Genomic DNA, 13,095 nt, shown 5'->3' with positions numbered 1-13,095 from the left:
CTTCGATGATTGTCATTTGATGCCCGCGGTCGCGAAACCTTGGACGAAGTAGCGCTGACCGATCAGGAACAGCACCACCATCGGCACGGTGGCCAGCGTCGTACCGGCCATCAGGAAGGCCCACTGGGTGTCGTTCTCGGTGCGGAACACCGACAATCCGACCTGGATCACCCGCAGGCTGTCGGACTTGGTCACCAGCAGTGGCCAGAGGAAGTTGTTCCACGACCCCTCGAAGGTCAGCAACGCGACCGTGATGAAGGCCGGCTTCACCAGCGGCGTCATGATCCGGGCGTAGATCCCGAGCTCACCGAGCCCGTCGAGCCGGGCGGCCTCCTCCAGTTCGACCGGCAGGTCGAGGTAGAACTGCCGGAACAGGAACACCGAGAACGGACTCACGGCGCCCGGGATGATCAGCGCCCACCAGGTGTCCAGCCAGCCGGTCCCGCCCTGACCGGTGATGTCGTTGCCGCCGAACAGCGGCATGAACCGGACGATCAGGAACTCCGGCAGAATCTTCGTGTACGTCGGGATCATCAGCGCGCCGACGAACCCGAGGAAGATCAGCGTGCTGCCGCGGAACCGCAGCCGGGCCAGTGCGTACCCGGCCATCGACGCGATCACCACGTTCAGCAGGGTGTGGCTGAACGCGATCACGAAACTGTTCCGCGCGTACGTCGCGAACGGCGCGGCGTCGAGCGCGTCGATGTAGTTGCCGAAGGCCCATTCCGTCGGCAGCAGCCGGGGTGGCGCCGCGGCGATGTCGGCCGGGGTCTTCACCGAGGTGAGCAGCATCCAGACGAACGGGACGATCATCACCGCGGAGATCACCGTCAGGGTCAGATAGACAGCGATCCGGCCGGCACTCGGCCGGCGAAAGTCAGCGAGCGCCACGGTCGCCTCCGGTGATCCGCCGGTTGGCCAGGGTCAGGACCAGCAGCAGCGCGAACAGCACCAGGCTCTGCGCGCAGGCGTAGCCCATCCGGAACTCCCGGAACGCCGACTTGTAGATCTCGTACGTCATCATCGTGGTGCTGTTGGCGGGGCCGCCGTCGGTCAGGATGTAGACCTGGTCGAAGGACTGGAACGCGCCGATCACCGAGGTGACGAAGACGAAGAAGGTCGCCGGTTTCAGCAGCGGCACGGTCAGGCTGAAGAACTGCCGGACCTTCGAGGCACCGTCCACCGACGCGGCCTCGTACAGCTCGCCCGGCAGGCTCTGCAGCGCGGCCAGGTAGATCAGCATCTTCAGGCCGATGCCCTGCCAGATGCCGACCGCGATCACCGCCGGCATCGCCCAGTCGGTCGACGACAGCCAGTTCGGCCCGGACAGCCCGAGGAACGACAGCACCGTGTTGGCCAGGCCGCTGCGCGGGTCGTAGATCCACAGCCAGACCAGCGCGACCGCGATCGTCGCGGTCACCTGCGGGATGAAGATCGCGGTCCGGAAGATCGCCCGGCCGGTCAGCTTGGTGTTCAGCATCAACGCGATCAGCAGCGCGATCGCCATCGCGACCGGCACGGTGAAGAACGTGTAGACACTGGTGTTCAGCACCGCCCGGCGGAACACGTCGTCCCCGAGCAGGTCGCGGAAGTTCTCCAGGCCGATGAACCGCGGCGGCGTCAGCACGTCGTACGACGTGAAGCTCAGCACCACCGCGGCGACCAGCGGGATGCCGATCCAGATGATCGCGTGCAGCAGCGCGGGCAGGACCATCAGCAGCCCGGCCCGGCGCCGGCTCCGCAGCAGCCGGCGGCGTGGTGGCGTGGTAGCCGGACCGGGTGCGGCCTCGCGGACCCGCTCCGGCAGCGTCGCTGTCGTTCCGCTCACAGTCGCGAGATCGCTTCCTTGCTCAGGTTCGCCAGTTCGTCGATCGCTTCCTTGGCGGTCCGCTGCCCCACCACCGCGGTCTCCAGCGTGGTCTTGATCTTCTCCCGGATCTCCATCCAGGCCGCCGTACCGCCCTCGGAACGGGCCTTGTCCATGTTCTCCAGCGCGAGCTTCACGAACCCGTTCTGCTGCACGTACTCCGAGGTGCGCAGGTCCTGCACGCCCGGCACTGAGCCGCGCTGCTGAGCGGTCGGCAGGATGGTCTCCGGCGTGCCCAGGAACTCCACCAGCTTCTGGGCGGCGGCCGCGTGCTTGCTCGAGGCCGAGCGGGCCACCAGGGTCCCGCCCTGCAACATCGCCGGCACCTTGTTGGCCAGGATGAACGCCCCGACCTTGTCCTCCTTGAGCAGCTCCGGGTTCTGCTGCTCCAGCTGCACCCACAGGGAGTTGTTCGCCATCATCATCGCGGACCGGCCCTGCGCCAGCGTGCTCGGCTGCCCGGCCGCGGACTTGAACGAGTAGTCACCGGATTTGTCCTTGATCACGTCCAGGAACAGCTGCAGGGCCTCGACCCCACGCTCGTCGTTGAACCGCACCTGCTGGCCGGACTCGTCGAACAGGTTGCCGTCGTTGGCGAACAGGAAGGTCTCCCAGCACTGCCGCAGGTCGATCGAGAACGGATCGAACCCGACCCGGGTCAGCCTGCCGGAGCCATCGGTCCGGGCGAGTTCCTTGGCCATCGCCCGCAGTTCGGCCCAGTCCTTCGGCGGTTTCGTGATCCCGGCCTCGGCGAACATGTCCTTGCGGTAGGTCACGATCCGCGTGTCCAGGACCAGCGGCAGTGCGTAGAGCTTGCCGTCGTACCGCGACGGCTCGAGGACGCGGTCCTCGTACTGGAACCGGGTGCCGAGCGAGTCCGGCAGCGGCGCGAGCACCTTCTTGTGGGCGAACGGCGGGATCCAGCCGACGCCGAGCATCACCACATCGGGCATCAGGCCGCCGGCCAGGCCGGTGGTGAGCTTCTCGTTCAGTGCGTTGTAGGTCGTGTAGTCGACCTTCACGGTGACGTTGGGGTTCTGCTGCTTGAACAGTGGCAGCAGCTTGCCCTCGAGCAACTGCTTGCCGGTGCTGCCCTCGTAGATCGGGGTCAGCAGGGTGATCTCGCCCTCGGCCGGTCCGTCGGCCGCCGCGGCCTGGCCGGACTCCGGCGAGGCCGAGCACCCGGTGGCGACGCCGAGCGCGCCGAGGCCGAGGGCCGTCAGGACTGATCTGCGGGTGTACTCCATGGCGCGCCCTTTCGTGGTGCTGCGACCGGAATGATGTGGTGCAACGATCTACCGCGAGCGCCGGCGCTGTTGGCGGCGTCTGGTGCAACGATGCACCGATGCTAGAGATGGGAATTCTGGAACGTCAAGACCTCGGGTGCAGCCGATCGTGTTCTAGACTTGCGGGTGAATCTGCTGCATCGTTGCACCGCATGGTTGCGGGACGGTGGCAGAACGGGTGAGCTTCAGGGAAGAATGCGCGGGGTGACCATGGGAGAGGTGACGATCCAGCAGGTGGCCACGGCGGCAGGTGTCTCGCCGAGCACGGTCTCGAACCTGCTGAACGGGCGGAGTCACCGGATGCTGCCGGCGACCAGGCAGCGGATCGAGGCGGCGATCGACACGCTCGGCTACCGGCCGAACCGGGCCGCGCGACAGCTCCGTACCGGCCGCAACCAGACCATCGGTCTGGTCGTTCCGTCGGTCGGCAACCCGTTCTGGGGCGCCCTCGCCCGGCACCTGGAGTCGGCCGCACTGGCCGAGGGCTACCACGTGCTGCTGTGCAACTCCGAGCGCGATCCACGCCGCGAGCGCGAGTACATCGAGGAGTTGTGGGCCGACGGTGTGCACGGCGTCGTCCTGTGTTCGTCGCTGCCTTCGCTGGAGCACGTGATGCCGTTGGTCGAGCGGGGACTGCAACTGGTCGCCTTCGACCGGACCGCGCAGGCAGGTGACCCGACGTCGCTGGTGAGCATCAGCGTCGACAACGCCATCGGCAGCGAGCTCGCCACCCGGCACCTCACCGACCTCGGGCACCGCCGGATCGCCTTCGTGTCCGGGGCGCTGGCGAGTATCAACCGCAAGGAGCGGCATCGCGGTTTCGTCGCCGGGCTGGAGGCCGCCGGCCTCGACCCGGCCACGGCGCTGCTGGCGCCGAGCGGTAGCGGCGGCGAGGCCTTCGGTGATGTCGAGGCCTCCGAGCTGGGCCGCGCGGCCGCCGCCGAACTGCTCGCGCTGGACGAGCCACCGACGGCAATCGTCGCGATCAACGACATGTGCGCGCTCGGCGTCTGCCGCGGCATCCGCGACGGCGGCCTCGAGGTCGCCCGGGACGTGTCGGTGGTCGGCTTCGACGACATCGTGCTCGCCGACCTGTACGCGCCCACCCTGACCACCGTCCGGCAGCCGATGCCGGACATGGCCGGCGCAGCCTTCAGCCTGCTCCGCGCCCGGCTCGAGGACTCCGGTTCGGCGCCGGGCCAGTCGTTGCTGTTCCGCCCCGAACTGGTCGTCCGGGAGTCGACCGCGGCGCCGCGTTCCTGACTCCTGCCTGTCCGCTGCGTCCCCGGCCGTATCCCCGGCCGTATCCCCGGCTGCATCGCCCAGTTGCATCCCGGTCGGGACATCTTTGGTGTACGTCCGGCATCGACGGGTACGGGATGACGATGAACAAGGTCGGAATCGGGCAGGATGGGGCCATGGGAGAGCGTGAACCTTTCGAGCAGCCGACGATGCCGGTGGACGAGCCTGTAGTGACAGCGGTTCCGGTCGACCGGACGGTGCTCGAGCGACTCGTCGGCGGGACCTTCCACGATCCTCATCAGGTGCTCGGCCCGCATCTCGGCGAGCACGGCGTCACCGTCCGGGTGCTTCGCCCGTACGCGAAGACCGTGACCGTGCTGTACGACGGCCAGCGGCTCGACCTGCGGCACGAGTTCGAGGGTGTCTGGGTCGGTGTGCTGGACGTCGACAAGGTTCCCGATTACCGGCTCGAGGTCACCTACACCGACGGTCCCGCGACCGAGGTGGACGACCCGTACCGGTACCTCCCGTCGCTCGGCGAGGTCGACCTGCACCTGATCGGCGAAGGCCGGCACGAGCAGTTGTGGACGGTGCTCGGTGCCCACGTCCGCCGGTACGAGGGTCCCGGCGGTGTCGTGACCGGTACGTCGTTCGCGGTCTGGGCCCCGAATGCGCAGGGCATCCGTCTCACCGCGGACTTCAACTTCTGGGACGGCCGAGCGCATCCGATGCGCTCGCTCGGCGGCTCCGGCGTGTGGGAGCTGTTCATCCCCGGCGTCGGTCCCGGCACGCGGTACAAGTTCGACATCTGCGGCCGCGACGGTGTCTGGCGGCAGAAGGCCGACCCGATGGCGAACCTGGCCGAGACACCGCCGGCGAACGCGTCCGTCGTGCACGAGTCGACGTACGAGTGGGGCGACGAGGCGTGGATGAACAAGCGGGCCGAGTCGCAGCCGTACGCCGAGCCGATGAGCGTGTACGAGGTGCACATCGGGTCGTGGCGCAAGGACCGCTCGTACCGGCAGCTGGCCGACGAGCTCGTTGCCTATGTCAACGAGCTGGGCTTCACCCATGTCGAGTTCATGCCGGTGATGGAGCATCCGTTCGGCGGCTCGTGGGGCTACCAGGTCACGTCGTACTTCGCGCCGACGTCGCGCTTCGGCGACCCCGACGACTTCCGGTACCTGGTCGACCGGCTGCACCAGGCCGGCATCGGCGTGATCGTCGACTGGGTGCCGGCGCACTTCCCGAAGGACGCCTGGGCGCTGGCCCGGTTCGACGGGACGCCGCTGTACGAGCACCCGGATCCGCGCCGCGGCGAGCAGCCCGACTGGGGCACGCTGGTGTTCGACTTCGGCCGTCCGCAGGTGCGCAACTTCCTGGTCGCGAACGCGATCTACTGGGCCGAGGAGTTCCACATCGACGGCCTCCGGGTGGACGCGGTGGCCTCGATGCTCTACCTGGACTACTCGCGCCCCGAGGGGCAGTGGGTGCCGAACCAGTACGGCGGCCGGGAGAACCTGGAGGCCGTCTCGTTCCTGCAGGAGATGAACGCGACGCTGTACAAGCGGGTGCCCGGGGTGATGACGGTGGCCGAGGAGTCGACGTCCTGGCCGGGCGTCACCCGCGCGACGCACCTCGGCGGGCTCGGGTTCGGCTTCAAGTGGAACATGGGCTGGATGAACGACTCGCTGCGCTACCTCGAGCACGAGCCGGTGTACCGCCAGTACCACCACCACGAGATGACGTTCTCGATGATGTACGCCTACTCCGAGAACTTCGTCCTGCCGCTGTCCCACGACGAGGTCGTGCACGGCAAGGGGTCGCTGCTGCGCAAGATGCCCGGCGACCGCTGGCAGCAGTTGGCGAACCTGCGCGCGTACCTGGCGATGATGTGGGCGCACCCGGGCAAGCAGTTGCTGTTCATGGGCTGCGAATTCGGTCAGGAGTCGGAGTGGTCGGAGAAGGGCGAGCTGGACTGGTGGCTGCTGGAGCACAGCGACCACAAGGGCCTGCAGTCCCTGGTCCGGGACCTGAACCGGGTCTACAAGGACAACCCGGCGTTCTGGCGGACCGACCACGCCGAGGACAAGTTCAGCTGGATCGACGCCAACGACGCCGGTAACAACGTGTTCTCGTTCGTGCGGTACGGCGAGGAGGGCGACCCGACGGTCGCATGCGTCGCGAACTTCTCCGCGATCCCGCATCACGGGTACCGGCTCGGCCTGCCGTACGCCGGCCGCTGGGAGGAGGCCGTCAACACCGACGCCGACTCCTACGGCGGCTCCGGCGTGGGGAACTTCGGCGAGGTGCACGCCGACGGGCCTGCCTGGCACGGAATGGAGACCAGCGCCGAGCTGTCCGTGCCACCCCTGGCCACGCTGTACCTGCGGTTCACGGGGTAGCGTTCACGGCGTGACCGCTCCGCTGACCGATGGTGACCTGACGCTGCGACTGGCCGTCGACGACGACCTGGTCGTCCGCTTCGACGTCTCGAACGGGCGGCCGGTGGGGACGGTCGAGGTCCGGCGGACCACACCGGGTGCCGGACTGGTCGTGTGGGCTGTGGACAACTCGGACATGGCGCAGCGCGCACTGCGGCTGGTGTCCGAGTACGCGTTCGGCGAGCTCGGTCTGGAGCGGTTACAGGTCGAGGTCGATCCGGAGCTGCATGCGTCCGCCCGGGTGGCGATCCGGTCCGGGTTCCGCCGTGAGGGCGTGTTGCGTGGCGCTGCCCTGGTCGAGGGCCGGCGGCGTGACGTCGCTGTGTACGGGATGCGGGTGGACGATCCGCGGCCGGACACGGTGACAGGCTGGACCGCGCTGATGGATTCGACGCTGCCGAAGAAGCGGGTGATCGCGCACGTCGTGGTCCGTGACACCGGCGGGCGGGTGCTGTTGTGCCAGGTCAGCTACAAGAAGGACCTGGAACTGCCGGGTGGTGTGGTCGAGCCGGACGAGGATCCGGCGACCGGTGCGTCGCGGGAGATGGAAGAGGAGCTCGGGACGGCGCTGCCGCTGCTCGGCGTCCTCGCGATCGACTGGCTGCCGCGGTGGGAAGGCTGGGGGGACGCGGTCGAGATCCTGTACAACGGCGGGGTGCACGACCCGTCGCTGATCGACGAGTTGCGGCCGGACGGGTTCGAGATCCGGTCGATCTCCTGGCGGGCGCCGGACGCGCTGGCCGGTCTGGTGTCGCCACTGAACGCTCGCCGGCTGCCGTTGATCCTGGCCGCGCCCGGTCAGCTGCACAACCTCAGCAACGGGTCTCCGATCAACTCTTGACGACGCCGATCAATGTGTTGATCAGTGCGTCGATCAGTGCGTCGATCAGTGCGTCGATCAGTGCGTCGATCAGTGCGTCGATCAATGCGTCGATCAATGCGTCGATCAATGCGTGATCAATGCGTCGAGCACAGCGATCAACACATTGATCGGCTGTTGACCTCGGCGAGCCACTTGACCCAACCAGTCAACTGTTGACTCAGGTTGATCAACTACTCAGGTTGATCAACTCTTGAGTTGGTTGACGCACCATGCGTAGTGGCCGTCGCCGGCGTTCTCGTCGTAGATCGTCGCGGTCAGGATGGCGTACGCCTGCCGGTACAGCCGCATGCAGTCGCGATCGTGGCCCAGCGCCGCGAATCGCTCGGTGAGGAGATCATCGAGGCGGCGGGCGTCCGGTGAATACATGTCGAAGAAGCCTGCCGCGAGCGAGGCCTCGAAGGTGTTGTCACCGGCCGTCGACACGAACCCCCAGTCCAGCACGGCGGCCACCCGCGGTCCGTCCATCAGCAGGTTGGGCGGGCAGATGTCGCCGTGCACCATGCTCAGCTCCGGCTCCAGCGTGTCGAGCTCGGCGGTGAGGCGGTCCAGTAGCTTGCGGAAGCCGGGTACGTCGCGCTCGAAGTGGGCGGCCGACGCCCGCGCGCGACGCCGTACCAGGTCTCCCAGGCTCCTCCCCCACGACTCGTGTCGCCAGAGCTGCTGGCCGAGAACCGGCAGTCGCTTGCTCGCCGGCCCCGGCCGCGTCGCCCGCAGCGCCTCGACGACCGTGACGAACGCGTCCAGCGCAGTCTCCTCCGGGAGGCCGGCTTCATGCAGCGGTACACCGGTCAGCTTGTCCTCGACGCTGACTGCCAGCCCGTCCTCCCCCGCCGTGATCTCGCGGATCCGCGGCGTCCGGAACGGGAGCTCCGGCAGCTCGTCGAGGAACGCCTGCAACGGCTCGACGTCCTCCGGCCGCCGGTCGAACCAGACCTTGCGGACCGTCCCGTCACCGAGGTCGTAGACAGCCCCCTCCATCCCCTGCCCGATGAGTTCCACCGGGCCGACCCTAGCGGATCAGGCGGATGGTCAACGGGTACGTGTATTCCCCTCCGGTGGACGCGGCCATGGTGGCCCGCACGATCAACACCAGTGCAGCGATCGCGCCGATGATGACGAGCGGTACGACGATCACCACGCCGAGACCGAACGTGATCAAGATCAGCACCGCCGCGATCGCCGCGTAGATCAGCAGCGAGATCTGGAAGTTCAGCGACTCCACCGCGTGCCGGCGGACGAACTCCGAACGGCCCCGAAAGACCAGCCAGATGATCAGCGGGCACAAGAACCCCATCGCCAGCCAGGCGGCGATCAGCACCCCGATGTGCGCTGCCATCGCCCAGGTGCGCTCCTCCGATGCCGGCAACGACGACCCCGCGTGCGGCGAACTCATACTCAAGTCAAGCCACACCCGTTGCGGATCCGGAAGATCTCGCGATCAATTCGTCACCTGGGCCGGCCAGAACCCGCTGACTCCGTTCCGCGGCCGGAGGCCGGCCGAGCTGAGATCAGGTACCGGCGCGCGGCGCTCGGGGCACGGGCGGAGGCCCCTCGGGTCGCTGGTGGAGACCCTCGGGTCGCTGGTGGAGACCCTCGAGCTTTCTGCTGAGGAAGCGGCGTTCGGTCTCGTTGGCGGTCAGGCTTATCGCCTGCCGGTAGGCCTCCACAGCCTCGTGCGGGCGGTCCAGGCGGGTCAGCACGTCCGCGCGGGTGGCAGGCAGATAGGCGTACCCCGCGAGCACCGACTCTTTGCTCAAGGCATCCAGTTCCTCGAGCACCGCCTCGAGATCGGCGCCCGGAACCAGGCTCCGCGCGGCCAGCCGGTTGAGCGCGACGATCGGCGTCGGCCAACTCACCATCATCGCGTCGTACATCCGAACCACCTGCCGCCAGTCCGTCTCCTCCCAAGACGCCGCGGTCACATGCAGCCCCGCCACGGCCGCCTGCAACGCGAACCGGCCATTGCCCTGCCGTAGCGCCGCCGTCGCGCGGGACACCCCTTCGGCCAACAGTTTCACGTCCCAGCGCGTTCGGTCCTGATCCGCCAGCAACACCAGCTCACCGTCAGCGCTGACCCGCGCGTCGCCGCGCGCTTCGGTCATCAGCAGCAGCCCCAACAGCGCCTGCGGCTCCGGTTCGCCGGGCATGAGCCGTACGAGCATGCGCGCCAACTCGATCGCCCGTCCGGTCAGATCGGTCCGCGTGAGCTCCGCGCCGGTCGCGACGTACCCGGCCGTGTACACCAGGTGGACGACGGTGAGCACGACATCCATCCGCGCCGGCAACTCCTGGTCGGACGGGATCCGGTACGGGATGCCCGCCGCCGCGATCTTCTTCTTCGCCCGGGTGATCCGCGCCGCCGCGGTCGGCTCGCTGATCAGCAGTACGGCGGCGACCTCGCGCGTGGTGAGACCGCAGATCAGCCGCAGCGTCAACGCGACCTGCGACTCCCGCGCCAGTGCCGGGTGACAACAGGTGAACACGAGCCGCAACGGATCCGTCGGCTGCTCCAGCTCGCCGGGCTCCTCCACCAGCAGCGGCAGCTTGCGCCGCAGCGTCGTCTCGCGGCGCAGCCGATCCAGCGCCAGCCGTTTGGCCACGGTCGTCAGCCATCCGGCAGGATTGTGAGGGATCCCGTCCGGCCAGGTCCGCAACGCCCGCACGAACGCGTCCTGCGTACAGTCCTCGGCCAGATCCAGATCCCGAGTCAACCGCACCACGGACGCGAGCACAGTGGACCAGCTCTCCCGATGGACCTCCTCGACCACGCGCGTCACGGCAACGGCATCAGCCACCCGCTCGCCCATCCGCCCTCCTCGTTCCCGCCGGACTCGCGCCTCTAGTTCTTGCCGGGATCGCCCTTCCTCGTTCCCGCCGGACTCGCGCCCCTAGATCTTGCCGGGATCGCCCTTCCTCGTTCCCGCCGGACTCGCGCCCCTAGTTCTTGCCGGGATCGCCCTTCCTCGTTCCCGCCGGACTCGCGCCCCTAGTTCTTGCCGGGATCGCCCTCTTCCTCGGTCCCGACGGATTCACCCTTCCTCCGGGATCACGCCTCTCGCTCCCGCCGGGATCACTCCCCTCGCTCCCGCCGATTCGCCCTCTTGGTCCTCGCCCGGCATCACGCCCCTCGCCCCCGCCGGAATCGCACCCCTCGCACTCGCCGGATTCGCATCCCTCGTACTCGCCGCAATCGCACGGCCGGCTCCCGCCGATTCGCCCTCCTGGTCCTCGCCCGGCATCACGCCCCTCGCCCCCGCCGGAATCGCACCCCTCGCACTCGCCGGAATCGCACCCCTCGTACTCGCCGAGATTGCTCTCCCCTCGCGCTCCCGCCGGGATCGCACTCCTTGTTGCCGGCGGGCGATCGGGTACGCCGACGGGACGGGGCGTCGGCGTACCCGGTTGGACATCTCGTCCCGCGGAGCGCCGTCAGGCGGGTGGGGCGTCGTCCGGGCCGGTGGGCATCACCGGGCGAACCTCGATGTTGCCCGACGGGCACAGTTTGGCGAGCTCGAGTGCCTGGTCGAGGTCACGCGCCTCCACCACGTAGAACCCGCCGAGCGCCTCGCGCGTCTCGATGAACGGGCCGTCGGTGACCAGCGGATCCGCGCCCTCACGGTTCTTCACGGTGCTCGCCGTACTCGACCGCTCCAGCGCCTCCCCGCCCAGAATCCGCGCCCCGGCCTTTTCCACCGCAGCAGCGAACTCGCCGTGCAGCTTCATCTGCTGCTCCCACTCCTCGCGGGTCACCTTGTCGTACCAGTCCTCGCTGTCGTACAGCAGGAACACGTACTGCGCCATCTCGGACTCCCTTGTCTAGCGCTTCTCGATGAACATCTTGCTGACGAACCGCGCGACACGGAATCGACAACGCTCCACAAGTTTTCTTACTACCGTGGAGTACATGGAGCACCTCGACGTCCTGATCGTCGGCGCGGGCCTGTCCGGCATCGGCGCGGCGTACCGGATCCAGACGCGGTGTCCGGACCGCACGTACGCCGTTCTCGAAGCCCGCGACGCGCTCGGTGGGACATGGGACCTGTTCCGGTACCCGGGGGTGCGGTCGGACTCGGACATGTTCACGCTCGGCTTCCCGTTCCACCCGTGGAAGGCGGCGAAGGCAATCGCGGACGGGCCGGCCATTCTCGATTATCTGCACGAGACCGCTTCGAAGTACGGCATTGATCAACACATCCAGTTCAATCAACATGTCGTCAACGCATCGTGGTCGTCAACAGACGCGCTGTGGACAGTGCAGACACGCGACACGACGTACACGTGCTCGTTCCTGTACGTGTGCACCGGCTACTTCGACTACGACTCCGGGCACGTCGTCGACTTCGAGGGCCAGCACGACTTCGAAGGACGCATCGTGCACCCGCAACACTGGCCGGACGACCTCGACTACACCGGGCAGCGCGTCGTCGTGATCGGGAGCGGGGCGACCGCGGTGACGCTGGTCCCCGCGATGGCCCGTACGGCGGCACACGTGACGATGCTGCAGCGATCGCCGACGTACGTCGTTTCGCGCCCCGCCCGTGATGCGCTGTCGGACCGCATCCGCGCCGTACTGCCGGAGCACCTCGCGCACCGGCTCATCCGCGGCAAGAACGTAGCGGCGAGCAGTGCGGTCTACAGTGCGTTCCGGCGATGGCCGGCGCATGCAGCCTGGTTGCTCAACTCGGCCGTGGCTCGGCAACTGCCCGCGTCGGTGCCGGTGGATCCGCACTTCACGCCGCGGTACAAGCCGTGGGACCAACGGTTGTGCCTGGTGCCGGACGCCGATCTCTTCGAGGCGCTGCGGTCCGGCTCGGCCTCGGTGGTGACGGACGAGATCGACCGCTTCACCCCTGCGGGGGTGCGGCTGCGGTCCGGTGGTGAACTGGAGGCAGACGTCCTCGTCACGGCGACCGGTCTGCGCATGGTTGCGCTAGGCAACATCGACCTGACGGTGGACGGGCAGCCGGTCCTGGTACGCGACACCTTCGTCTACCAGGGCATGATGCTCAGCGGCGTACCGAACCTCGCCTGGTGCATCGGGTACACCAACAACTCCTGGACCCTCCGCTCCGACCTCACCTCGCAGTACGTCTGCCGCCTGCTCAACCGCCTCACCAGGACCGGCACCCGGATCTGCGTCCCCGAGATCGACCCCGCCGAACACGACACCCCACGCCGCCCCGTCGTCGACCTCACCTCCGGCTACATCCGCCGAGCCGCCCACATCCTCCCGCGCCAAGGCACCCACGGCCCCTGGCGCCTGCGCCAGAACTACCCCCGAGACTTCCTCCAGCTCCGCCACCGCCCCCTCGCCGACGGCACCATGCACTTCAGAGCCCCCACCCCCAGCCCCTGACCTCCCGCCCCTCCGAC

The 13,095-nt window shown here is 68.2% G+C and carries 11 protein-coding genes; 4 read left to right on the top strand and 7 right to left on the bottom strand.

Annotated elements, in window-relative coordinates:
- Positions 1–12 precede the first annotated feature (12 nt).
- Genes AB0B82_RS01050 through AB0B82_RS01040 form a run of 3 tightly spaced genes read right to left on the bottom strand, consistent with a single transcriptional unit; the run spans position 13 to position 3,114 of the window.
- On the bottom strand, positions 13–891 hold the full coding sequence (locus AB0B82_RS01050; RefSeq protein WP_360161069.1) for a carbohydrate ABC transporter permease: 879 nt from the start codon (positions 889–891) through the stop codon (positions 13–15).
- Complete coding sequence (locus AB0B82_RS01045; RefSeq protein WP_360161067.1) at positions 878–1,828, bottom strand: sugar ABC transporter permease; 951 nt, start codon at positions 1,826–1,828, stop codon at positions 878–880. The genes AB0B82_RS01050 and AB0B82_RS01045 overlap by 14 nt, the downstream gene beginning before the upstream one ends.
- Positions 1,825–3,114 carry an extracellular solute-binding protein gene (locus AB0B82_RS01040; RefSeq protein ID WP_360161065.1) on the bottom strand — a complete coding sequence of 430 codons (1,290 nt, stop codon included), beginning with the start codon at positions 3,112–3,114 and terminating at the stop codon, positions 1,825–1,827. Before AB0B82_RS01040 ends, AB0B82_RS01045 begins: the two co-directional genes overlap by 4 nt.
- Before the next feature lie 249 nt (positions 3,115–3,363).
- On the opposite strand from AB0B82_RS01040, the gene AB0B82_RS01035 reads away from it, so the two are divergent.
- From AB0B82_RS01035 to AB0B82_RS01025, 3 genes are all read left to right on the top strand, one after another.
- Positions 3,364–4,416: a LacI family DNA-binding transcriptional regulator gene (locus AB0B82_RS01035; protein ID WP_360161100.1), complete on the top strand. Its 1,053-nt coding sequence runs from the start codon at positions 3,364–3,366 to the stop codon at positions 4,414–4,416.
- Between the two features lie 155 nt (positions 4,417–4,571).
- Positions 4,572–6,800 carry a 1,4-alpha-glucan branching protein GlgB gene (gene glgB, locus AB0B82_RS01030; protein WP_360161063.1) on the top strand — a complete coding sequence of 743 codons (2,229 nt, stop codon included), beginning with the start codon at positions 4,572–4,574 and terminating at the stop codon, positions 6,798–6,800.
- Positions 6,801–6,810: 10 nt separating this feature from the next.
- Complete coding sequence (locus tag AB0B82_RS01025; RefSeq protein ID WP_360161061.1) at positions 6,811–7,680, top strand: GNAT family N-acetyltransferase; 870 nt, start codon at positions 6,811–6,813, stop codon at positions 7,678–7,680.
- Positions 7,681–7,905: 225 nt separating this feature from the next.
- Here AB0B82_RS01025 and AB0B82_RS01020 read toward each other — a convergent pair whose 3' ends face one another.
- From AB0B82_RS01020 to AB0B82_RS01005, 4 genes are all read right to left on the bottom strand, one after another.
- On the bottom strand, positions 7,906–8,721 hold the full coding sequence (locus tag AB0B82_RS01020; RefSeq protein ID WP_360161059.1) for a phosphotransferase: 816 nt from the start codon (positions 8,719–8,721) through the stop codon (positions 7,906–7,908).
- Positions 8,722–8,731: 10 nt separating this feature from the next.
- A complete protein-coding gene (locus tag AB0B82_RS01015) occupies positions 8,732–9,115 on the bottom strand; it encodes a DUF4870 domain-containing protein (RefSeq protein ID WP_360161057.1) in 384 nt (127 codons plus the stop codon).
- A 115-nt stretch (positions 9,116–9,230) separates the two neighbouring features.
- Positions 9,231–10,529, bottom strand: coding sequence for a sigma-70 family RNA polymerase sigma factor (locus AB0B82_RS01010; protein ID WP_360161055.1), 1,299 nt, complete (start codon positions 10,527–10,529; stop codon positions 9,231–9,233).
- A gap of 622 nt (positions 10,530–11,151) precedes the next feature.
- On the bottom strand, positions 11,152–11,523 hold the full coding sequence (locus AB0B82_RS01005) for a YciI family protein (protein ID WP_360161053.1): 372 nt from the start codon (positions 11,521–11,523) through the stop codon (positions 11,152–11,154).
- A 28-nt stretch (positions 11,524–11,551) separates the two neighbouring features.
- Here AB0B82_RS01005 and AB0B82_RS01000 point away from each other — a divergent pair, with 28 nt between their 5' ends.
- Complete coding sequence (locus AB0B82_RS01000; RefSeq protein ID WP_360161051.1) at positions 11,552–13,078, top strand: NAD(P)/FAD-dependent oxidoreductase; 1,527 nt, start codon at positions 11,552–11,554, stop codon at positions 13,076–13,078.
- Positions 13,079–13,095: the final 17 nt, after the last annotated feature.

Origin of the sequence: Kribbella sp. NPDC048915 (assembly GCF_040649595.1) — a bacterium.
Lineage (GTDB): Bacteria > Actinomycetota > Actinomycetes > Propionibacteriales > Kribbellaceae > Kribbella.
The sequence above is the reverse complement of the archived record's forward strand: the minus strand, read 5'-3'. Positions and strand labels throughout refer to the sequence as shown.

Bases quoted from the DNA above. Each gene is read 5' to 3' on its own strand.
- AB0B82_RS01040 (WP_360161065.1), bottom strand. From the start codon at position 3,114: ATGGAGTACACCCGCAGATCAGTCCTGACGGCCCTCGGCCTCGGCGCG.
- AB0B82_RS01035 (WP_360161100.1), top strand. From the start codon at position 3,364: ATGGGAGAGGTGACGATCCAGCAGGTGGCCACGGCGGCAGGTGTCTCG.
- glgB (WP_360161063.1), top strand. From the start codon at position 4,572: ATGGGAGAGCGTGAACCTTTCGAGCAGCCGACGATGCCGGTGGACGAG.
- AB0B82_RS01015 (WP_360161057.1), bottom strand. From the start codon at position 9,115: ATGAGTTCGCCGCACGCGGGGTCGTCGTTGCCGGCATCGGAGGAGCGC.
- AB0B82_RS01010 (WP_360161055.1), bottom strand. From the start codon at position 10,529: ATGGGCGAGCGGGTGGCTGATGCCGTTGCCGTGACGCGCGTGGTCGAG.
- AB0B82_RS01005 (WP_360161053.1), bottom strand. From the start codon at position 11,523: ATGGCGCAGTACGTGTTCCTGCTGTACGACAGCGAGGACTGGTACGAC.
- AB0B82_RS01000 (WP_360161051.1), top strand. From the start codon at position 11,552: ATGAACATCTTGCTGACGAACCGCGCGACACGGAATCGACAACGCTCC.